This is a genomic window from Pseudomonas orientalis (assembly GCF_022807995.1).
In the GTDB taxonomy this organism is placed as follows: domain Bacteria; phylum Pseudomonadota; class Gammaproteobacteria; order Pseudomonadales; family Pseudomonadaceae; genus Aquipseudomonas; species Aquipseudomonas orientalis_B.
The window spans coordinates 1,224,426-1,248,158 of the sequence record NZ_CP094351.1; the positions used below are offsets into that span (position 1 = coordinate 1,224,426).

The 23,733-nt window shown below is 61.0% G+C and carries 6 protein-coding genes; 1 reads left to right on the plus strand and 5 read right to left on the minus strand.

Annotated elements, in window-relative coordinates; all coding sequences use genetic code 11:
• Positions 1–25: 25 nt before the first annotated feature.
• The 4 genes from MRY17_RS05315 to MRY17_RS05330 all read right to left on the minus strand — a co-directional run bounded on the left by MRY17_RS05315 (position 26) and on the right by MRY17_RS05330 (position 20,024).
• Complete coding sequence (locus MRY17_RS05315) at positions 26–5,206, minus strand: NEL-type E3 ubiquitin ligase domain-containing protein (protein WP_243353394.1); 5,181 nt, start codon at positions 5,204–5,206, stop codon at positions 26–28.
• 134 nt (positions 5,207–5,340) lie between these two features.
• Positions 5,341–11,547 carry a membrane-targeted effector domain-containing toxin gene (locus MRY17_RS05320; RefSeq protein ID WP_243353395.1) on the minus strand — a complete coding sequence of 2,069 codons (6,207 nt, stop codon included), beginning with the start codon at positions 11,545–11,547 and terminating at the stop codon, positions 5,341–5,343.
• A gap of 143 nt (positions 11,548–11,690) precedes the next feature.
• Positions 11,691–16,781 (minus strand): dermonecrotic toxin domain-containing protein, encoded by a 5,091-nt coding sequence (locus MRY17_RS05325; protein WP_243353396.1) that lies wholly within the window; start codon positions 16,779–16,781, stop codon positions 11,691–11,693.
• A 156-nt stretch (positions 16,782–16,937) separates the two neighbouring features.
• Positions 16,938–20,024, minus strand: a complete 3,087-nt coding sequence (locus tag MRY17_RS05330) for a transglycosylase domain-containing protein (protein ID WP_243353397.1) — start codon at positions 20,022–20,024, stop codon at positions 16,938–16,940.
• Between the two features lie 416 nt (positions 20,025–20,440).
• On the opposite strand from MRY17_RS05330, the gene MRY17_RS05335 reads away from it, so the two are divergent.
• Entirely contained in the window at positions 20,441–21,853 is a 1,413-nt protein-coding gene (locus MRY17_RS05335) for an amino acid permease (protein ID WP_181284685.1), read from the plus strand.
• A gap of 613 nt (positions 21,854–22,466) precedes the next feature.
• On the opposite strand, the gene MRY17_RS05340 is transcribed toward MRY17_RS05335, so the two are convergent.
• Entirely contained in the window at positions 22,467–23,597 is a 1,131-nt protein-coding gene (locus tag MRY17_RS05340) for an OpgC family protein (RefSeq protein WP_181284177.1), read from the minus strand.
• Positions 23,598–23,733: the final 136 nt, after the last annotated feature.

Genomic DNA, 23,733 nt, shown 5'->3' on the forward strand with positions numbered 1-23,733 from the left:
CCTATTGCGGCCTGCCGGCACCCCATCAAGCCCGATTCTTGCGTTTCCCGGCCCGGTTCAGCGCAGCGCGAGTCAGGTCTCGCAGCCACTGGTTATGACGGTAGCCCAGCTCGTTCAGGGTTGCATCGTACTGTTCTGCAGTCATCGGGTTGCCGGATAACACGCTGGCTTCGTCCACTTCCAGGGCTTGGGCCAGGTCGCGCAGTTTGATCTGCAGGGCTTGCCGATCGGTCTCTGGCAGGTCCTGCGACTCGGCGTATTGCGCTTGCAGCGCCTGCAATTCATCGAGCTGGCTGTACTTCAGGTCGAAGGTGGTGTCGTTGTTCCATTTGGCGGTGGGGTGCTGCTGCTCAAGGTAGCGCTCCCACCCTTTGTCCAACAGCATCTGATTGACCAGGCCGTCCCCCTCTTCCAGCCTGGCCACCGCTGCGGCCACTTTTTCGACCTGATCGGTGGTTACGTCGGCGAGTGTGCGGTAAGTCATGTGGGGCGATAGCCACGGCAGGTCCAACCGCTCTGCCAGCGTGCTGCGATAGGCCAGATGAATGCCGGCCTCGTCGACTTCTCCATGCTCGCCGTCGATCACTTGCGACCATAGCCGCTGCCCCAGACCGCCCTGGTCTTTGGGCCTGAGGCGTCGGGCGATATCTTCGCCAATGGCTTTGCCCATGTACGCATCGCGAGCGGCTCCGCGGGTCAGCACCGCCAGCCGAGCCTCAAGTTCCTGTGGTGATGTGCTGGTTCGATAGGCTTCGCTGGCGAGTACCTCAACCCCCAGTTTCTGAAAGATCAACGCGCCCGCGTCGGGGCACAACCCAGGGTAGCGGGTATCCTTGAATACGCGTTCGCGCAGGTCGCTGTCGGCTTCGACCGCCCGCAACAGGCGCCATACCCTCTGGCTCAATTCAGGCCGATTGTGCTGGTAGGCCAGGCGGTCCTGCTCGGTTTGAAACTCATCGGGTTCCTCAAGCGATCGGATCACTTCAAACAGGCCCTGGGAGCCCGGTTCTTTCTCAATCTCATCCCACAGTTGCCGATGGCGCTCGCGCTCTGCCGGTTTGATGTAGGTCAGCCAGGGTTCGCTCTCGCCTTTAGGGGCATAGGAGCGTAGCGGGTCCAACCCCACCGATTCGCGGTATTCGGCAAGCAGGTCCTGAAAGTCCGAGGTGAGCCGGCTCTGGTCAAGGCGTGTACGGGCAATGATGTCGGCATCATCCGAGCCTGGCACGACATGGGGTAACTGAGTGATCGGGTTCTCGCTCAGGTCCAGTTGGAACCCGCGCGCGCGGGATCGGCCGACCAGCCCGGCAGGCCAATCCTTTATGTGCGTATCGCGCAGGTTCAGCAGGCTCAAGGCCGGCATTTGGCTGATGTCCGGTGCCTGCCCCAGCGGATTGCCGGCCAATTCAAGTTGTTTGAGGCGCTTGAGCCGGGCGAGTGTCGCCATGGCCGCCTCATCCAGCACGATGGCATTTCTCTCCAGGTGCAAGCGGCGCAGGCGTTTGAGCTTGCCGAGGGTCTCGGGCAGCCTGGTGAGCTGGTTGTGACTCAGGTCGAGGTCGCGCAGATGGGGGAAATTGTCGAGAAAGGCGGCGTGGCGGTCTGAAAACTCGCAACCGCGCAGGTCCACGTCGCTGATGTGGTTCAGTGGCACATTGAGGGTGGGCAGTTCGTCGGGCAGGGGGGTGTTGAACAAGTCCAGGGCGATACCGCCGCGGTGCTCAAAGCTTTCGTCAAGATGAATCGTCAGGCCGTTGCTCCAGCCATCATAGAGGCGGGTCGCGACTTCCACTCGACGCTTGCGAACTTGCGGCTCCAACAGCGTGGTTTCCCAGCGCGTCGGGCTTTTGATGTAAGCATCGAGCTGATGGAACAGCTGTTGTTTTTGCGTCTCCATTTGCGTCAGGGTTTGCTCGCCTTCGGCGGTGCCCAGCGTGATGGACAGGCGTCGAACCCCGTCTTTGCTCATGGCGGGAAGTAACTGCTTGATGCGCTCTTCAATGGTTTTGGGCTGCATATCGTAGCTGTCGACCCGGGACATTTTGCAGGACGCGCCGCCGCCCAGGAGCACTTCGGTCTCGGTCTCGGGCTGCATGCGCACGGGTGGTTCGGCCAGGGCCAGGCGTCGTTCGGCTGGCGTCTGATTGTGTTCGATCACCCATTGCCTGAGCTGCTCACCTTCGCCGACGGCGTAGGGCGGGGTGCGTTGCGGGTCCTGGGACAGGGTCCAGAGCAGGGACTCGTACAGTGTGGCGGCAGCGTTCAATGGCTTGGCATCGGCGTCGAACACCGCGTAGTTGCCGTCTGCGCTGCGTACCAGGGTGCGGGTCTGGGGCGCATCGGCGTCACCGACGCTGCAGCGCAAAGGGCCGCTGGGGCTGTTGTCGCGTAGGTCGATTTTCAGGTTGTTGAACGTATCGCTGTGCAGGCGCAAGGTATTGAGCACCAACCGTTCGCTTTGCACCGAGGGGGGCTGATGAGGGTAAAGCCCTTCGACAGCGCGGCTGGCCTGGTTGTCGAAGTCCAGTTCGCGTGCCAGGCTTTTGAGACGCAAGGGCAGGCGCTGCTCATCCGTCATCATCGCGGACTCTGCCGGCCAAGCCTGCTTGAGCAACGCCTCGGCACTGCTCAGCGGCAGCTCGGGAACGCTCTGGCGCAGCAGGGCCACGTGCGGGTCGCTGCTGACCTGGCCCAGTTGATAATGGCTTTTGGCGATATGACCGCCAAAGCCATCTACGTAGTCCGCCAGTTTATTGCGAAGCGCCTGGACCTGTTCGGCCTGGGGCAATGTGTCGCCCAGCAACGCATTGCCCTGTTGTTCGTCGAGAAACCCCAGCACGCGCTCTGGCAGCCGGGCAGCCATCACGTCGGCCAGGCTGATGGTCAAGGTATCCGCCGGCCCCGCGTCGGCATTGCCATATTTGCGCGACTCGCCGCTCAGGTCGCTGTTGTGAAACACCTCCAGGGCTTTGTTGGGCGGCCAGCCGGGGAGCTCGGTGACGGCTTGTTCGAACCAATAGGAGTACGGCTCCAGTGCCTGGCCTGTGCGCATCTTTCGAGTCGACTCTTGGGCAAACTGACCGGCGCGAAAGCGTTCGAGGGTATCTGCCAGCAGCGGCGGGGACGGTTGGTTGTGCACGTACATGTGGCGCAGATGGTCGGGCTCGCTGCCACTGATGATACGCAGCTGTTCAAGCTGCTCGGTCGCGAGCGCCTGGGTGGTGGGGCTGATACGGCGCATCAGTGCGTGATCGTCCCAGCTGCGCGGTTGTTCGCCTTCATGCACCCAGGCACCGCTGCCATTGAGGCGCACGGTTGGTTGGTAGGCATGTGGCCGCGCGGGGTGCACGACACGGTGGTGCGGCAGTTGCGGGTCCGGCTTGACCTGATAGTGTTTGCCAGCCTGTGCCAGCCAGTGTTTTTGAGCATGCTGATACACGCCTTGCGCGTCGGATTCGATGCCTTTGGGCAGGCTGATGTCTTGTTGATAAGGCGAAAGGTCCGGGTTCCATAAGCGTTTTTCGCCGCTGGCAAGCTCCACCGGGTGCAGGCTTTCGACGAAGGGCGATAACTTGAGATTGATGGCCTGACCGATCGTGCCGGCCCCCGCCCACACCCCCAATTGCACCACCGCCTCCACCACATCCATGACGTGACCAATGGCTTCCAGTCCTTTGCCCTGGGCCCAGTCAAGGATGCCTTCGAACACGTCATTGGCCACCTGGCAGGCGGTGTAGGCGAGCATCAACTCGCCCAGAAATGGCACGAATGGCGTGACGACCAGTAGGGCGGCATTCGAAATGTCCGACAGGATCTTGCTCAGGTTGTCCCACCAGGCCCAGCGTGCCATCAGGTCTGCATAGGCGGTGGTGATGGCAATTTCCCGGCTGTCGTTGACGATCTTGTTGAGTTTGACGCGGTACAGGTAATGCCACAACGTGTCGGGCCCGGAATCGCCTGAGGGCGGGCGGTTCTGGTAATCCTCGAAGATGTTTTGCACGCTGAAGTGCAACTGCGGTGTGTCGACCGCAAGGGTTTGCCAGCTGGGGCCGCTGTCGGTGCGTGCCTTTTGGTGCCACCGCACGGTGTACAGACGGTTTTGCAGCTCAGCGAAAAAATGCCCACGTTGTTTGTGGTCGATAAATTGACTGAAGAACTGCCGGTAGGTGGCCTGGGTCTGCGGTTGGCCCGTTGCATCGGGGGGCGAAGGGCTGTCGCGCAATTGGCGCGTCAGCTCGTTCATGAACGCGAGCGGCGAGGCGTACTCCTTCAACGGATGCTCGGGGTCCTCGGGGATGTAGGCAATCAAGCGTTCAATGTGTTTGTCGCGACCTTGTGGCGCGGCAATCAGCAGGACACCGTTCAATCGGGCATCCAACAGGCTCAGGTTGTAATACGCCACGGGCGTACCATCCAGCGCCGGGACGGGCTTGCCTTCGACAATATCGAACAGCAAGCGCTGGGCGTCGGCGGTGATGTGTTGCTGCGAAAAGGCGATGCAGGCGGCATTTTTAAGCGAGGCTTTGTCGCAGGCCATGACCTTGAGCCGTACCTTGTCGGCCTGGACCTGATTATTGAAACCCAGGACGCTCAACAGCCGTGTCTGGTATTGCCGGCCGATATCGAGGCTGCGGCACAGCTTCTTGAAACCCAACGCGGTCAAGGGTTGGCCACTGATGCTGGAGGTCAGGGTCAGGCTATTTTGCTGGCTGCGCGCGTCGGCTCCGGACAGGAACGCATAGTCGGCAAACTGCTCGCTGGCGCTGAAGTTGTGCAGTGCGGCGTCGATTAACGACACGGTTCGGCTGGTTACGCCTTTGAGTGCGCCAATGACCCACCAGCTGTTTTTCGCGGGGGCGTAGAGACGGATAAAGGTGTTTCTGACATCGATGTCGCCATAGTCGCGCAAGGCTTTTTTGAGCAGCGGTTCAGCGAATGAGGCGGCGTCCTTTACGTACCTGAAGGTTTCATCCACGGCATTCCTGGATCTCCAACAGTCGGCCATGGCTGCTTTGGACACCGTGTCTGCACGGGTATCGACAGACGTGAGTCGAGCATAGACATAGGGGCTGGCTGCCTGCACCGCGCGAGCGCGGGCCAGGGTGGTGGTGCTGAGCCAATCGGGAATCGAGCGTTGGATAAAATCAAAGTGAATACCTTGCCTGGCGTGGCTCGCGGCATGACGGTAGGGGCGTTCGAGTAACATGGTCAGGGTGCCTTGAATGAACAGTCGGACGATCAACCCGACCTACACTAATCACCCTGACCCAAAGGCCAGGCCTACATAACCACTACATCGTCCGTTCAGTTGACGTTAATGCACGCTCAATGGCCAAGCGATCAGAACGCAGGCAGCATGTTCAACGTTCTCTTGAGGGCCTCGATCAATGCGCCAACGTTCGCGAAGGGTGTACCTCGCAACTGATCCCAGCGATCAATCAACAACTGCCCCGAAGTGTCCACTCTGATAAGGCTGGAAACGATATCCCCCGTTCTGGAGCGATGAAGCAGGTTCATGTGTCCGCCTGAGCGGCGCTGGATCAGGAAGTCGCCAGCCGTTCTCAGTCGAGCGCGCGGTGACATTTTGCTGGGGATGACGGTCAGGCTCAGGTCCGATTCGATGGCGTCGAGCAAGTCTTCCATCGACAGGTACCGGTTGTCTTTCAACAGCAGAAAATCCTCAACGTAGAACTGCCCTGTAGCGTCTCTTTTTACAGGATGGGTACGCAGCTCTCCTGTTATTGAACGGCTGAGCAGATGGGCGTGGTTCGCCGAGGGCCGCTCGATCAGAAATTCGCCGACAATGGTCAGTTGTTCGCTTGGCAGGGACGCCCTGGAGACAGGCGTCAGATTCACCGCTGTCTTGAGTTGTTCCACCAAGTTGTCCAGCGTCATGTAGGTGCGGCCTTGCAACTGCGGCCACCGCTCGACAAAAAACTGCCCCGTATCGGTAATTTGAATGGGGGTGGACACAATCGCTCCGCTATCGGAACGGTGCAGCACATTGGCCTGGCTGGCTGAAGGCTGCTCGATCAGGAAGTCGTCGACGTTTCTCAGCCAGGCGCGGTCCGGTGCAGTTTTTGGAAACGGCGCGCGCATGCCGGTGATACCGACGTGCAATTTGAAGTCGCTGCGCAGGGCTTTGGTGCCGGGGGAGCCAATCTGAGTCTCGACCAATTCCCATCCTCCCCGCTGCAGTGGCAGTGCCTGGGTGGGGTGAACATCGCGTATTCTCAGGCTGACGCCATCCTGCAATTGCGCGATGCCCGGGACACCCAGGTACATATCACAGTGGGAGTCGCCCATGAGCGCGACCCATCGATGCGGGCCCTGTGCCAGTTGGTCTGCCTTGATCACCTCATTGGCGAAATAGCTGAACAGGTTCATACGGGCCTTGTCCCCGTACATGCGTTTGACGTGATAGCTGGCGGTGCAGTCGAGCGCACGCACGCGAATGCCTGCCTTGTTCGCGGCTTTGACCACCTGGGTGTAGGTATCGGGGCCGGTATACCCACGCATATGACCGGCATCCTGGGCACTCAGATAACGTTTCAGGTTTTTCGGCATCTTGCCCGTGCGGTAGAAAAGCTCCAGCTCTGCCTGATGCAGATCGGTGAGCAGGTGCTCCAGGTACAAGGTTTCGACGCCTTCCTTCTTCAGCAGCTTCATGTGATTGATCAGGAACTGTTTGCTGGAGGTATCAAGATGGGATTCGCCGATAACCAGCCCCCGTGTCTTTGTATACAGCTGCTTGATAAACGCCTCTTCACTGCTCGCTGTGGCGAGGTCGGCGAAGTCCGGGCGTGGCGGGGGCGTGTAGGCGGTAAAAGCCTGTTTGGCCGCTTCATCCAGACGGCTGCGTGTTTGCTTGAACGCCTGGTGTGCCGGGTGGTACGGGTCTCCCGTTCTAGGCCCGTAGAGGATGTCAAAGCTGTCATGCCGGTGCACCATTTCGTCCAGGTCTGGTTTAAACGTCGCGGGCAAATCAAACGCACTGTAATGAGAGGGTGATGGGAGGGGCGGTACGGCTTTCGAGGGGCCGGGCGTCGGCAAGGTTTGAGAGGTCGTGGCCATGGTCAGCCTGTAGTCCCCCCGCGACAGCGCGGTAGAGGATGTATCGGGCACGATGCCTGCCGCCTGACCAGGGGCGGCGTCATCCACACGCAGGGCGATGGCATGCTGCAAATCGGCCAGGCCCGGCACCTCGTCGGTACTGCCTATGCGATCGTGACTAACCAGGGCGATCCAGCCCTCATCGGGATCGCTTTGCGCAAGGGTTTTGTGGGAGTAGTAGTTTCTGAGCTGGCTGTGGCGCGGGATAAACCGCTGTTTGTCGGAGAGCTCCAGTACATGCTCCATATGATAGGAACTTGAAGCGTCCACACCGTCGATCGCCACTCTGTTTTTGTGAGCTTCAAGCATCAGTTTACGGTAGGTAAACGGCGCATCCGCGCTCCAGCCCAAGCCTGCATCGACCCGTGCCAAATGATCCTCGACCTGTTTCAAGGCATGCGTGAGGTTGCCCTTGGTTTGGCCATTGATAATGTTGAGTTTGTTGCGGAAAACATCCGCCGGCAGATTTTCGATGTACACACGCTTCAGCCCTTGCGCTGCTAATGCCTGCATGTCTTCGATCAGTAATTGCTTACTGGCAACGCTGGTGTTGGATGCGCCAATGATCAGCCGCTTCTTGATCGGGAATAGGGCGGCAAGCGCGGTAGACGGGCTGGAGTCCGCTGCCAACACCGGCAAGCCGGTGCGGTCCGGGCGTGCTGGCGGCGAGGCATAAAGCGTCTGGGCATCCTGAGTCAGTTGCTCCACTTGGTTGGAGTAGCTCTGGCGCAGAGGCTTCAAATCAAGGTAGGCCCTGTCAAGGGCGCCCTGCGCAATGGCTGAGTCCGGATGGCCGACGAGGTTCTCCCTGAATTTGGGGTCGAGCGCGGACCTGAAATATTTGCCTTGCGTGGATGCGATCTCGTAGCGCGCCAGCGGCTGGTCCACTTCCTCCTGGAGTACCGCGTACGTCTTTCTGCGCCCACCTCCCGCAACCCCGGAACGTACCCAATGGCCGTCGGTGTTCTGATTGACTAGACGTGCCGTTGACTGCATGTGACCGGTGACGGGGTCATGGCGAAACAGTAGATGCCGTCCCAGAGAGTCCGGTGTGTTCTTCACCCAAAACTCATGGCCATCGAACAGCACCGGTTTCATTCCGGCAACAACGCCAGGGTCGATATCGTTGATCAGCGTGGCGTGCTTTATCGCTCTGGTCACCGGCCTGAGCGGCAGTGCGTCAAGGGCCGGGCGAAAATCAAACAACACCGCACCGGCCACATTGGCCAGGTAGCCGATGTAGTGTTTCAGGGCCCCGGCCACGTCGCCTTTCTGATAGGCGCTGATGGCGAGCATTGCGTCCTTGAACGCCAGCAAGCCGCCCAGGCCCAGGCTCAGCACCGGAAAAGGGATGGTAGCGATGGCGGTGACCAGTTCGACACACGTCCAGAGAATCCCCATGATCATTTCAGTGCGATTGACGGTGGTGGCAACCACATCATCGATTTTGCGTTGCAACACCATGTTGTAGAGATCATGGCGCGGGTCGTTCACGGTGGTGTGCGGGGTTGTCGTGTCATAGCGCGCGGGGCTTGGGGTCGTACGGTCAATCGTTTCGGGCAATCCGGCACGGGCAGTCTTCAGAAACGTTCCGATCCGTGCCCTGGACTGGACCGGTACGCGGCCCTGCAGGTAGTCCGACACGCCGTCGACTTTTTTCAGCCAGTGGTTGAACAGCTTCGCCTCACGAAAGCCGATGCCATCAGGTGCGTTGGGGGTATAGAGCAAAACCGGGTAGGTTGCATGGCTGAACAGGTAGTTGCCCATCACCCAATCGCCGTCGATTGTCAGGCGATGCACCTTATAGGTGTTGCGTGTTGCAGCCACTGTGCTGCCCAGGCTGTCGATGGCACGCTCCAGCCACCTCAAGTCAACCCGGGCGATATGGCCACGCAGGCAGTCATTGAGCGCTGCGTACTTCATCTGCAGTTGCGTGATCGCCAGGGTAGCGTCGCGGCGCCTGGCGTATCCGGGGCTGCTCGCGCTTTGCAATCCGGCCCGCACTTCGTCGGTGTAGCGTTGACCGATCCATACGCCTGTCACCGAGCGTGACACGTTCTGCGGGGTCAGGCGACTCAGGTCGACGCCCACCGGTCCGCTGAACGTGGCGGATGTCGAGAATTTCGGGTCGATGAACCCGACATTGTCCGTGTAGCCGTCTCTGTACAGTCGGGTATAGGAGATGGGCTTGGGCTTGCCGCCCAGCAGCGGCCAGGGTGCCGAGATATATACGGTGTCCGGGTCGATATCCTGCTGGGTGCGGCCCAGCAGCGTGTTCAGGCTGAGTTTGGCCTTGGCGTGCAGATAGGCATTGAAGGGCGTGAAGTTCGCTTCTGAATCAGGCGAGGCGTTATAGACACGCAAGGCGCCTGCGGCATCTTCGGCAAGGCTGGTCAGGCGGGCGCGGTCTGCCGCCGTGGCCGAGCGGTACCAGAGCGGGGTGCTGTGTTCGTAGTCGTCCTGTGCGGCGCTTTGCGAATGAATGACCATGGCATCCAGGCATACCGTGTGAGAACACACAGGGCCGAATGTCACCTCTTCGTGTTCCTGTGCGTCGGGCTTGAAGCCCAGGCCGGCGAGGAACGTGCCCATCTTCGGCCGAAAACGCAGCGGGCATTGTTCCAGCAGGTAGTCGCTCATGGTGCGACCCTTTATCTGCGTTCTGTCATCGGCCCAACCGATGATATGGGCCTGGCATTCGCGCTCGGTGGTGAAGGCCAGGAACTGTCGCTCCCGAGGCGAATCCGGGGTGCACAACAACAAGCGCCGGGTCTGGCCGTTGACATCCTCCTCGCGCACCAACCACAGGTCTTTGAGTTGCGCGCCATGCAGCAGCACGGTTCGTGCGCACAGGAGCGGGTTCGTACCGGCGCGCAAGGTGTCGAACAAGGCATGGTCTGCCTGGCTCAGGTCGCCACGCAGGCGGGCGATAAAGGCCAGCAGCACCAGGCGATGATCAAACAGGTCGCGAGTCGCCTTTCTGAACCTGATCTCGGACTGCATTTCTTTTTGCAGCGCGGCAAAATCCAGGCGCGGTTGCAGGCCAGGTTCGCGAAGCATGTCGAGCAGACTCTGCGCATCCAGGACGGCGTGCTCGCCTTGCAGTGCCGCGCCCGCATACGTCAGAGTGGTACTGGTCAGAAAATCGGAGCCGGGCAACTCGTCACCGGTATGCAGCCCGTCATAGCTCAACTGCACCAGATTGCGTGTCTGCTCATAAGCGCCGACATGGGCGACGTTGCGTCGGGTGGTGATGGTCAGGCGGCGCGGGTCCAGGTCGTGGATCTCCAATGCTTCATCCAGATACTCGGTCAACTGGAAATCCGCCAGCGCTTGAGGTGAAGCGACAGGCCCCAGTAGCTCGATATAGGTTGCCCGGGCCTGATTGTAATCCTGTATGAAACGACTCAGGGTGTGCTGGTCCGTCGCAGTCGCGTTGCGATACCAGCCCGGCAAGCCGTTGTAGATGCTGCGCTCCAGCAGTCGTTGACGGCGCAACGCCAAGCGTGACGCCACGTCAGGCAGCGCAGCCTTCACCGCATTGTCCAAGGCTGACTGCAGCAGCGCTGCCTCGTGCTGCGGGTTTTCAATCAGGCTCAACGCCAGTTCGACGTCCTGGCTGCGCTTGTCGATGATCGCGTTGTAGGTATGTTCAAACAGGGGCTCGCCGTCAATGGGCAGCAATTGCAATGGCCAGATATCGTCGACATCCAGCGCCTGATAACGCACAGGCAGGTGCCGGCAGAACTCCTTGAGACCTGCCGGGAACGCCAGCGTCGCCTTGAGTCTCTGGTCGAGTTGCGCCAGCGAGTCGAAGGCCTCCAGGCCTCGGTGTGGCGTGAACAACAGCACCTGGCCGAGGTCGGCTGCCGACGTCAGGTTGTCCACCACAGGGGTAGGTTTGCGCGTCAGCACAAAGGCCCCGGCAAATTCCACGGTGTGATCCTGATAGCTGAAGTTGAGCGAGTACATGCCAGGCCGGAACGCCGGGCCACGGGAGCAGTCTTCAATCATGCGCTGTTCGGCAGGCGACAGCAGGTAATCACGCACATCGAGCCTGGCCTGCTGCTCCAGCGCTTCAAGACCGGCTGTCTGGGTGATGTAACTCTTGAGCCCCTGGCCGTTGACCGTGCTGGTTTCGTCGAGGGTTTGCAGGTGCTTGTTCAGGTTGGCTTTGAGCGTGGCAAGCAGCGTTTTACCGCGCTCCTGAGTGAGGTCGGCCTCATTCAATGCCTCAAAATGGCGGCGTGCCTGTTTCACAAACCGATCGTTGGCGGCGGTCAGGGCCGTGTTCAGTGCTTCCAGCGCCAACAGTTCTTGCGGCAACGCGCTGGAATGCCTGGCCTGGGCGCGCAAATGTGGGTCGATTTCAAGCAGATGGATGCGTATTTCCTGGAACGTTGGGGATGGCGCAAGGTTCGTCGGCGTGCTCATTGGCACTGTCCTCATGCTGATGGAATGAACCATCAGCATGCTTGGGGAGCCTGTTGCCCCGGCGGTAACTATTAACGGTGGGGTGACGGTGCGCACCCATGTTCAAGCAGCCAGGTTCAACCCGAGCCACGCCGTATGCTCGCTTACGAGGCGCGGTTGCGGCGGCCTGTGTCACGGGCCAGGGCCTGGCGGGTCAGTTGGCGCATCCATTCCTTTTCCTGATAGCCCAGGTCGTTGAGCAGCCCGTTATACACCTCATCGGACATGGGCTCGGCGGCAAATACCACGCTGTCCGGGGCGTTGAGCGCTTCGCCCAGCCTGCGCAATGTGTCGCGCAGCAGGGCTTTTTTCTCTGGTGTCAGGCTGTCCGATTGCGCCCACTGCGCCTGCGCGGTTTGCAAATCGTCCAGTTGCAGAAAACGTGTGGAATACAACTGCTCGTTGTCGCGATAGGCCTGGTCGTGGCTGTCACGCACGTACTGTTCCCAATAGGGCTCCAACAGCATCTGATTGACCAGCCCGTCGCCTTCGCTCAGCGCCAGCACCTGTGTGTACGCCTGGTTGATCTGCGCTTCGCTGACGTTGGCCGTTGCGCGGTACAGCATATGGTTGGACAACCAGGGTAAATCCAGCCTGGCCGCCAGGTCGGTCTGGTAGGCAAGGTGCACGTCCACTTCATCGACCTCTCCCGGCACGCCGTCGCGTACATCCGACCTGAACCGTTGTCCCAGCCCGCCTTCGGCCACCGGTCTTACGCGCAGGGCAATGTCTTCGCCCGCCACCTTGCCCAACAGCTTGAGGCGGGCGCTGCCTTTGGCCAGAGTGACGAGCCTGTCTTCGCATTCGGCGGCATCCTGTGAGTAGCGCAAGGCTTCGCTGGCCATCACTTCTATCCCCATCTCATTGAAAATCTGTGCGCCGGCGTCGGCGCACAGTCCCGGGAAACTGGACATCTTGAACAGTCTTTCGCGCAACGGGCTGTCTTCATGGGCGGCGCGTATCAGTCGCCAGACCCGTTGCGTCATGGCCCTGCGATTGTTGTCATAACGCAGGCGGTCCTCGCCCTGTTCAAAAAACTCGGGTGGTTCGAGATAGCGGATCACTTCGAAAAAGCCTTGGGCCCCGTGTTCCTGTTCAAGCGCATTCCACACCTGCTCGGCGACGGGGCGGGTTTGTGCATCAGCCTCCAGCAGCCATGGGCCGCTGTTGCCCATGGGTTCATAGGTGCGATTGGGGTCCAGCCCGGCAGCGGTTCGGTAGTGTTCGTAGCGGGCAAGCGCCTGGACCGTAAGCGTGTTTCGATCCAGGCGCGTGCGGGCAATCACACGGGCGTTGGCTGTACCGGCCGTGGCCTCCGGTAGCGTGTCGATGGGGTTGGCGCGCAGATCGAGCACAAAGTCGTCAGCGCGAGGGTGGGCGAACAGGCCGCGTGGCCATTCGGTGATGGCCGTGCGGCTCAAGCCCAGGTGGCGCAGAGCAGGCATCAGGCTGATGTCGGGTGTGAGTACCAGCGGGTTGTTGCTCAGATCAAGGCGTTCCAGGCGGCGAGCCTTTCTCAGGCTGCGTATATCGTCGGGACTCAATGTCAGGTCATTGCCGCTCAAATTGAGGTCTTTGAGCAAACGCATGTGCGCCAGTGCAGGGGGAAGGTCCATGAGTCTATTGGCGTGCAGGTCCAGGCTGCGCAGGGTCGGGAAGTGTTTGAGAAAGTCACTGTGCGGGGGGCCCAATTCGGTATTGCTCAGGTTCAAGGCGGTCACATGTTCGAAGCTGGCCGTCAGTCGAGGCAGCGTAGCCGGCAGGGGCCAGTCGTGCAGATCCAGCCGGGCGCCGCGTTGAGTATGGCCATATGGATCGATGTGTTCTGCAAAGCGGTCGCCCCAGCAACGCTCGACGGCAACGGTCAAGTGTCTTCTCCTGGCGCGCTCCGCGCGATCCTCCCGACTGCCTCGGGCATGCTGTGTCGGGCTGTCTTTCCAGGTGTGCAGCTCGACATGCAAGCGTTGTTTTTCTTCGGTCAGTTCGTTGAGCAGGCTGCGCATTTGTCGAGAGGGAACGCTGTCGATAAACAGTTCCATGCGCGGTTCATTGAGTGTGGGAAACAGCAGTTGCAAGGTTTGCCGGGCGTGTTGCTCCAGGGTCTCGGCGGGGGGCTCGGCGCAGCGAGTCACACCGGCTCCGCCCAGCAGTTGTACGGTTTCCCGGTCGGCTCGACGGTAAACCGGCGGCTCGGCCAGCACCACACGACGGTCGGCCAGTGAGGCGAGCTGGTCCATCAGCCACTGTTTGAATGCAGCACCTTGCCCTGAGTGATAACCCAGCGCTTGAGCCTTGTCGGCGGGCAATGCGCCGAGGATCGCTTCAAAGAGGTCTGTGTGGGAAGACAGCCACGTGCCCGCTTCATCGAACACCTTATAGCCGCGTACGGACGGCACCAGCGTTCGTCGAGTTGTCGCGTCGACCGGGCCTGCCTCACAACGCAAAGTCCCGGTGGGCGTTTGCTCGCGAACTTGAAGATGCAGGTCGGCAAAGCTGTCGCTATGAAGTTTAAGGGCGTTAAGGGCCATCCGCTCAGTGGCGACCGGCAGGGGCGGCGCCGCATGAAACCCTTCGAAGGCCTGCACTGACTGCGCGGCCATGTCCAGTTCACGGGCCTGGTTATGCAAGCGCAGGGGCAGGCGCGGCTCTGCCAGGGTTGCGCGCTCTGTGCCGCTGGCCGTACTGAGCAGGCGCGTTTGCAGGGCCATATCCAGATGGGGAAAGGATTGGCGCAACAGTAGGTGCTCCGGGTCGTCCGTCAGTTCCCAAACCTGCCGGTAGACGTTGTCGGCGAAATCCCGGCGCCAGCTCAGCACGTGATCGGCCAGTCTGTCGCGCAGGTGCTGTACCCGTTGCGGTTGAGCGATGTCACCGCCCAGCAGTTGGCGGGTCGCCGCTTCATCGAGAAAGCCCAGCACATGCTCGGGCAATTGACCTGACATCATTTGGGCAAAACTGAGGGGCAAGGTATCTGTCGGCGTTGCATGGGGATTACCGACCTTGATGCTGCGCCCTGCCAGGTCAGGATTGAGGAACACTTCTATGGCTTTGTCAGCGGGCCAGCCGTCCAGCTCAGTGACCGTTTGTATGAACCAATCCGAGGAAGCATCCAATGCCAGCGGCCGGCCGCTGCGGATTTTTTCGCTGGCCATGGACGGATAAGCTTGAGCCTCGAAGCGCCTGAGGGTGCCCGCCAAGAGTGGCGGCATGGGTTCATGGTACAGGTGCATGGCGCGCAGCACGGCCTCGTCGGTGCCGCTGGCCTGGCGCATCTGTTCCAGTTGCTGATCGGTGAACCCCTGGACCCGATGCCCAAGGCGCCGCATCAGGGTGGTGCTGTCCCAGGTTTGCGGCTGCTCCCCTTCGTGCAATACCGCACCGTCACCATTGAAAAATACCTGCGGGCGATAGGCCTCCGCGCGGGTTGGGTGGGTGATCCGATGCACGTCGGTATCGGCGTCTTGCAGCACTTCATAGTGCCCGCCGTCCAGTGCCAGCAACTGTTTGCCTTGATGCTGATGCAGGCCCGACGGCGACGGCAGCGAGTCGGCAGGCAGGCCATGATCCTGTTGCGCGTAGGGGCGCAGGTCAGGATTCCATAGCTTGACGTGGCCGGTAGGTGACTGCACCGGGTGCAGGCCGTCGACAAAGGACGAGGGCTTGAGCAGGACCACGTCGCCCAGCTTTGCTGCGCCGGCGAACAAGCCGAACTGGATCAGGTTCTGCGCCACGCCCAGCAGGTGCTGCGCGGCCTCCGTGCGCTGGCCCTGCGCCCAATCGACAATGCCTTCAAACACCTCGTCGAGTAATTGATAGGCGGTATACGCCAGCATCAGTTCACCGGCCAGGGGTACAAAAGGGGTAACCAGCAGCAGGCCGATATTCAACAAGTCCGACAGTACCTGCTGCAGGTTGTCCCACCAGGCCCAGCGGGCCAGGTGGTCGACGTAGGCAGTGGACACCGCCATGTCCCTGGCATCGTTGACAATCTTGTTCAGCTGGGTGCGGTAGAGGTAACGCCATAGGTCATTGGCGGCCGGGTCGTCCGACCGGTTTTGATAATCCTCGGTGATGGCCTGGAGGCGAAATTGCAGGTTGGGCTGTTCGCTGTTCTGGCTTGACCGTGCATTGAGCTGCGCGAAAAATCGGCCGCGCAATTGATGGGGGACGAACTGACTGAAAAATTGCCGGTAAGAACCGTTGGCTTGAGCCGAGTTGCCCCTCAATTGACGGGTCAGCTCTTGTACGAAGGCAATGGGGCCGGAGTACTCCTTGAGCGGGTGTACGGGATCTCCCGGTACATACGCAATGACCCGGCCAGGCTCGGGTGATGACATGAACAGCACGACGCCGATCAATGGGCACTCCAGCAGGCTCAGGTTATGGCTGTCGATAAGCCGGCCATCGAGCCGCACGCCGGCGCGTTGGTCGATCAACCCCCGCACCGCGTCCAATGCGTCGTCGCTCAGGTCGCCCTTGAGTCGCGCCAGATGGGCTGCGCTCTGGAGGGCGGCCTTTTGGTTGGTGATCGCCTCATCGCGCACGGCAACTGCAACGGTTGGGTTGTCGAACCCCAGCCGCTGCCTTAGACGCGTCTGGTAACGCGCGCCGATGTCCAGGCTTCGGCAGACGTTCTTGAAGGTGTCTGCATCAAGGCGTACGCCCGTGCGTCGATGGGGGAAATGCAAGATGTCCCGTTGCCCACGCGGGTCTTGGGCACTGAGGAAGGCAAAGTCGACAAACCGATCGGCAGCGGAAAAATTACCCAGGGCGGCGTCCAGCAACGACAGGGTTTTACTCTGTACACCTTTTTTGACGGCGAGGGTCCACCAGGCCAGGTCGGCGTCGGTGTAGAAGCGCACAAAGGTGTGCTTGACGTCGATCTCGCCGTAGTCAGCCAGCAAGGCCGCCTTGAGCAACGGCTCGGCGAAAGCGTAGAGGTCGTTGATATCCCCCAGGCGCTTGTCCAGGGTGTTTTGTGCGCGCCAATGCTCGGCGATGGCGCGTTTGAGCGGTTGATGGGCATTGGCGTCGGCGTGGGCGTAAGGGGCGGTCATCGGCAGCGCCGTTGCCTTCAGCGCGTTGACGCGGCGCAGGGAACTGCCCTTGAGCCAGTCGGGCAGGGCGTTTTCGAGGTGTTCCAGATGGCGTCCCTGAAAACGGTCCGACGTCCCGGGGGCAAGCGAGATGGGCATTTTTTTCTACCTGAATAGTCCTTTAAAGGCTTTCGAGTCTATTCAGTTGCAGGGTCGAAAATAAGTTTGAAAATCAAGGGAAAAGCCAACGGGAATGGGCCTGTCGGGTCAATAAACCAAGACTGAGAAATAACTGATTACCGCCTCGCTGCGCCATCACGGTACCCGACAGCTGCTCTGGTCACCTTGTACGTACGGCGTGAGTATCGGCGCCATACCCTTGAGCACTTGCACCGGCAGCGCCGAGGTGAATTTGAAGCCTTGCGCCGAGCTTCCCGGCACGAAGGCGGTGAGCGTGCCGTAGTGATGGTCGCCGAGGTAAAACACGAAGGTCGCGGTGCGGTTGATGGATTTGGAGCTGAGTACCCGGCCGCCGGCACCGATGGCTTCGATGCGGTTATCGCCGGTACCTGTCTTGCCGCCCATGGGCAGCGGTGTGCCATCGGCTTGCCTGAAGCTGCCGGCCACACGTTTGGCGGTGCCGGCGTCGACCACTTGGGACAACGCGCCGCGCAGGGCCATTGCCACTTCAGAGGGCATTACCCGGCGCCCGCGATTGGGAGCGTTGATCACGCGTGTGTCATACGGCGTACCGGCAGCAAAGTGCAGGCTATCAATGCGCAGCACCGGCAGGCGCACGCCGTCGTTGAGGATGATGCCCATCAACTCGGCCAGGGCGGCGGGGCGGTCGCCGGAGCTGCCGATGGCGGTCGCCAGGGACGGTACCAGATGATCGAAGGGATAGCCCACGGCCTTCCAGCGTTGGTGGATCTCCAGGAATGCTTCAATCTCCAGCATGGTGCGGATACGGCTGTCGCGCGCGCTCTGGTGACGACTCTTGAACAGCCAACTGTAGACCTCCTGGCGCTCGAACCGGCTGGCCGTGACGATTTCGCTGAACGTCGCCTGCGGGTGGCTGATCAGGTAGCCCAGCAACCACAGGTCCAGCGGGTGCACTTTGGCGATATAGCCCTGGTCGGGCAGGTCGTATGCGCCGGGGCCGTAGCGGTCATAGAGCGCTTCGAGACGCTTGTCGGTCAGCGTCTGCCGGGCGTCGGTACCGGCCAGGCGGGCACGCACAAAGCTGTTGAAACTGTCGCGGCTGGCCTCGGGCAGCAGATAGCGGTGCACCGCGGCCAGGCGGATCGGTGTGGGGTGCAGGCTGTCGAGAAAGGTTTCCAGGCGCGCCTGGGTGTCTTTCTTCTGGTATTTCTTCCAGAACTTGAGCAGGAACGTGGTGCCTTCACGGTCGGCGAATTGCGCCAGGTATTCCTGGCGACGGGGCTCGTTGTCGTCCTTGAGCAATTGCGCGCTGTTGTTGGCGCCGGTGTAGGTGGTGTAGCGCACCAGATCGCGCATCAGGCGAATGAACGGCAGGTTGATCGATTCACGCAACGCGTCGCGCAGGGTCGGGTTGCGAGCGTTGTCTTCGTTGCGAAAGTTGTGGAAGCGGTGCAGGCCTCCGCCGGTAAAGAAGCTTTCCCCGGGGCTGGCGGAATAGGTGCGGTCAAGAGCGGCGTCGAGCATCTGTGTCAGGGAGTTGCCGGGGTTTTGCAGCAGGTAGTCCACGGCCCAGCGGCTGAGGCGGTCGGGTTCGGCGATCTCGATCTTTTTCAGCGCCGCGGGCGCGACTGTGGCGTAGCGCTCATGCAGCTCGGCGATGATTTGCAGGTAGGTGGTCAGTACCCGCAGCTTGGCGGTGGAGCCCAGTTCCAGCTTGCTGCCCTCATTGATGTCGAACGGTTGGTCGGTGTTGTCGGTCTGCACCCGCACGCGGGCACTGTCGGTGGTGCGCTCGAACAGGGTAAAGCTGTAGCGCACCTGCGGCGTGCTGGCAGGCGTGAGCAGACGCTCGCCCAACAGCCCGATCCGTTGTGCGTAGGCGGGGTCCGCCAGTTGCTTGAGGTAGGCGGTGACCTGTTCCTGCAAGTCGCCCTGCAGCGTGCTGGTGGCGGACAGGTCCAGGCGATCAAGGTCGTACAGTGGGCGATCGAGCAGTGTGCCCAGGCGGCTGCGCGCCATGCCGATGCCTTTGTTGGCCTCGATTTTCTGAGTGGTCGGTTGCTGCTGCCAATCGCGATAGCTGACCTGGCTGGCCAGCGCTGCCTTCAATAATCCAGGTTCCAGTACTCCCTCTTGCGCCAGCAACCGCAGGTGACTATCGGTCAATTGCGCAAGCTCGTCGCGGCCCTTGGTCAGGTAATGGGATGGCCGGCGCTGGGCGATCATCAGCGACAGCACCTGGCGCAACGCCATGCCACGGGCCGCCAGGCTGGCCGGGGTGTTGGCGGTGTCGGCCAGGGCCTGGTTGACCTGGACGAAGTCTGCGCCGTACCACACCCGCAACCCCTCGGCCATGCCGTGCACTTCACCGTGGCCCGGCACGGCCGACAGCGGCACGCTGTTGAGGTAGTCGCGCACTACATTTTGCCGGGCCGGCAGCGTGTCGGGACCGTGTTGATAGGCACGCACGCTGGCCGACAGCATCTGGCGCAGTTTTTCGCTGCCCGACAGGGTCAGGCCGTCCGGCGAATGGCGGTACTTTTCCAGTTGCGTCGCCAGGGTGCTGCCGCCCGCCGTTTGCCCCGGCAGGTGCAACTGGCGTGCAACCTGCGACCATGCAGCCTTGGCGAAGCGCGGCCAGTCCACTGCCGGGTTGGCCTGGGGTGGGTCGGGGTCGAGCAATTCGCGGTTTTCAATGAACAACAAACTGCGCACCATCAATGGTGGCACGTCGCTGAAATGTGCGTAGAACTGGGTCGGGTAGTGGAACTGATACAGCGGTGCGGCGCGGCAATCGGTGATGGTCAATCCGGCCTGGATTTTCTCTGAATAGGGGATGAACAAGCCGTGGCGGCTGTAGTCCATCAGCGCCTCGGAGAAACGCGACTGGGACTGGATCACGTAATTGCGCTTGAGCACGCGCGGCAGGAATTCGCCGAGGGCGCTGTAGCCCAGGCGTCGATCGAACGGCCCGGCGCCTGGGTACACGATGGCATCGCTGGGACCGGGCTCGACGCTGTAGGTCAATTGCGCGGCCCATTGGCTGAGCATGCGTGCCTGCCAGCGGGCGCTGTGCATTTCGCGTAACGCGGCGAATCCCAGGGCCGCCAGCGCCAGCACCAGGATCAGCCAGAACAGTCGACGCCATGGCCTAGGCGGTCTGGATTTTTTCGGCAATGGGGCGGGTGACGGGCTGTCGGCTTCAGCCTGATGCGAGTCGGTCTGCCACAGTGCGCCCATAGTCGATTGATCCATTCCTACAGATTGATCGGACTTGTCTGAAGCGTAGACGCGAATTGTCTGATCTACGAAGTTTGTCGATGGGCCCACATGCCACGGGTTTGTCTGAGTTGTCTGGACCCCGGCCCGTTATGCAATACTCTGCGCCGTTTTGCGCGCAGAAGGCCGTTCCAGACGCTTGGTGCTTGCTCCGTCCAACCGCTTTTTCTCGGGGCATATCGCCAAATTTGCCTGTTTATAGAGTGAAATACCCTGACGCGCGCTTTTTATACTGCATGCCCCGCTGACCTGGCCGCTGACACATGCCAGGCGGGTTTGCCCACGAGGCAGGCCTGGTCAAGGCGGTGTATTTGCCTACCTGCAGATACGCCGACACTCGGTGGTCAAATCCAATAACAAAATGAGGTTGTATCCCTATGCCTGTCGGCAAACCCCTGCCCCCTGGCGCGACCGCTCAAGGCGGCCCGCTCAAACGCGAACTCGGTGAACGGCATATTCGCCTGATGGCGCTCGGTGCCTGTATCGGTGTGGGCCTGTTCCTCGGCTCGGCCAAGGCCATCGAAATGGCCGGCCCGGCGATCATGCTGTCGTACATCATCGGCGGCCTTGCCATTCTGGTGATCATGCGGGCCCTGGGCGAAATGGCGGTACACAACCCTGTGGCCGGTTCGTTCAGCCGCTATGCCCAGGACTACCTTGGTCCGCTGGCAGGCTTTCTCACCGGGTGGAACTACTGGTTCCTGTGGCTGGTGACCTGCATCGCGGAAATCACCGCCGTGGCGGTGTACATGGGCGTGTGGTTCCCCGACACGCCGCGCTGGATCTGGGCCCTGGCGGCGCTGATCAGCATGGGCACCATCAACTTGATCGCGGTCAAGGCGTTCGGCGAGTTCGAATTCTGGTTCGCGTTGATCAAGATCGTCACCATCATTGCCATGGTGATCGGCGGTGTCGGCATCATTGCCTTCGGCTTCGGCAATGACGGCGTGGCACTGGGCATTTCCAACCTGTGGGCCCATGGCGGCTTCATGCCCAATGGCGTACAGGGCGTGTTGATGTCCTTGCAGATGGTGATGTTCGCCTACCTGGGGGTGGAAATGATCGGCCTCACCGCCGGTGAAGCGCGCAACCCGCAGAAAACCATTCCCAGCGCGATCGGCTCGGTGTTCTGGCGCATCCTGTTGTTCTATGTGGGCGCGCTGTTCGTGATTCTGTCGATCTACCCGTGGAATGAAATCGGCACCCAGGGCAGTCCGTTCGTGATGACCTTTGAACGCCTGGGCATCAAGACCGCCGCGGGCATCATCAACTTCGTGGTGATCACCGCCGCGTTGTCGTCCTGCAACGGTGGCATCTTCAGTACCGGGCGCATGCTCTACAGCCTGGCGCAGAACGGCCAGGCCCCGGCCACCTTCGGCACCACTTCCAGCAACGGCGTGCCACGCAAAGCGTTGCTGCTGTCGATTTTTGCCTTGCTGTTGGGCGTGCTGCTCAACTACCTGGTGCCGGACCAGGTGTTCGTGTGGGTGACCTCCATCGCCACCTTCGGCGCGATCTGGACCTGGCTGATGATCCTGCTGGCCCAGCTCAAATTCCGTAAGGGCCTGAGCCCGGCCGAGCGGGCCGGTCTGCAGTACCGCATGTGGCTGTACCCGGTCAGTTCCTACCTGGCGCTGGCGTTTCTGCTGCTGGTGGTGGGCCTGATGGCGTACTTCCCGGACACCCGCGTTGCGTTGTATGTGGGGCCTGCATTCCTGGTGCTGCTGACCGTGCTGTATTACGTGTTCAAACTGCAGCCGACCCAGGCGGCGGAGCGTTCAGCCGCCTGATCCCTGAGGCCGAACCGAAGCCGGAAAATAGGGGAGCAGGCTTGCCCTGATGCCGACCAGTTAGCGCAGATTCCCTGCGGGGGTGGGCTTGCCCCCGATGGCGGCCTCAGAGCCGACCAGAATTTTGCGTCGATCCCGGTCCAAATGTGGGAGGGGGCTTGCCCCCGATGGCGGCCTCAGTACCGACCAGAATTTTGTGTCGATCCCGGTCCAAATGTGGGAGGGGGCTTGCCCCCGATGGCGGTCTCTGGGCTGGCAAGTATCTTGGATCAGACCGAGTACATATCCATTATTTAGGTAACGGCCACTTAGGGTTCCGCTTTTACAGCGGCTCACTTTTGAAAAGCGCAAAAGTAAGCAAAACGCTCTTGCCCCACCACTCGGCACCTCGCTTGGGCTCGGTGTGCCCGAACGCAGGCTTGAATCCGTGGGCCGCCGCAATGGGCCATCCATGGCCCAGTGCGGCTAACCCGGCGTCCTGCCGGGTTACCCACGGATTCAAGCCTGCGTTCGGCCAGCGTGGTTTAACGGGGCGCCTAAGATCAAGATCAAAAGCCAGATCAAGAGCGACTCGCTTCGCATCGTGGTTACGGTTGGGCGCTACAGCGTTGTGCTAGACAGCCGGCGGCTGCAGCGTAGCGGCCCTGCGCTGGTCCACTTGCGTGTTGAACGCCAGCCACGCGGCAAACGCAATCATCATGGCTGCCCCCACCAGCGCGGTAACTGTCCGCATGGCGAAGGTATCGCCGGTCAGCGCGTTGGCCATATCCGCCAACGGCGCCAGTACCACCCCCAGGCAAAATACTTCCAGAGAGTAGCGTCCCATCCGCGCCAGTTGCCGCGCCAACCACTGCTGCGTCCAGTCGACGCCGGGGAGCAATCTGGCGGTGACATAGGCCAGCGCCAGGAAGTGCAGCAGGCGTACCGGTGACAGGTCGGTCTTGCTGATGGGGTACAGCCATTCGCCGATCAGGCGTGGCATCCAGGCATCGTGCACCTCGGGCCAACGCCACGACAGGGTGATCACGCACGTCGTCAGCACATAAGCCGCGGCCGCGATGAACAGCGGTTGACGCAGCAAAGGGCGTCGCTCGGCGGGGGACGCCGAACGCAAGGCCGCTGCGCCGCCCAGGATAAACAGGCACTGCCAGGTGATCGGGTTGAAGTACCACACCCCGCCGTTGCTGGCGGGCAGGTTCCAGCCCTGCCAGGGCGCCAGCAGGTAGACCGCCACAGAAATGCCCACCGCGACCCTTGGCATACGCAACAGCAAGGGCAGCGTGATGGGCAGGCTGAGAATCAGCACGATATACAGTGGCAACGGGTCGGTCAGGTTGGGTTTGAAGCGCAGCAGCAACTCATCGACCAGGGCCTGCTGGGTATTGTTGAGGAAATACTCCAGGCCCATTTCCTGCACCAGGTCGCGGGTTTCGATATGGCTGTTGGCGAAAATCACGATGCCCATCAATAGCGCCAGCAGGAAAATATGCACCACGTAGAGCGTCCACACCCGGCGCAGGATTTTCAAACAGGCAATGAAATAGCCATCGCGCTGCAGGATCTTGCCGTACGCCAGCACCGCCGCGTAGCCGGCCAGGAACACGAATATTTCGGCGGCGTCACTGAACCCGAAGTTCTGCACCGTGACATGGGCCAGGGGGTTATGGGGCACGTGATCCCAGAAAATGAAGATCAACGCCAGGCCCCGAAAAAAATCGATGCGCGGGTCGCGTCCGTTCAGCATGGCTGCGGGCTCTTGAACAAGTTGTTGAGTGAAGATTAACGAGTGCGCGCGTTTTCGTACGCCGCACGTCGGGCGGGCGCAGGTTGGCGGTATTTGTAAGCAATTGCAAAAGCTGGGTATTACCGAATGTCTCGAT

Bases quoted from the DNA above. Each gene is read 5' to 3' on its own strand.
- MRY17_RS05335 (WP_181284685.1), top strand. From the start codon at position 20,441: ATGCCTGTCGGCAAACCCCTGCCCCCTGGCGCGACCGCTCAAGGCGGC.
- MRY17_RS05315 (WP_243353394.1), bottom strand. From the start codon at position 5,206: ATGTTACTCGAACGCCCCTACCGTCATGCCGCGAGCCACGCCAGGCAA.
- MRY17_RS05330 (WP_243353397.1), bottom strand. From the start codon at position 20,024: ATGGGCGCACTGTGGCAGACCGACTCGCATCAGGCTGAAGCCGACAGC.
- MRY17_RS05340 (WP_181284177.1), bottom strand. From the start codon at position 23,597: ATGCTGAACGGACGCGACCCGCGCATCGATTTTTTTCGGGGCCTGGCG.
- MRY17_RS05325 (WP_243353396.1), bottom strand. From the start codon at position 16,781: ATGCCCATCTCGCTTGCCCCCGGGACGTCGGACCGTTTTCAGGGACGC.
- MRY17_RS05320 (WP_243353395.1), bottom strand. From the start codon at position 11,547: ATGAGCACGCCGACGAACCTTGCGCCATCCCCAACGTTCCAGGAAATA.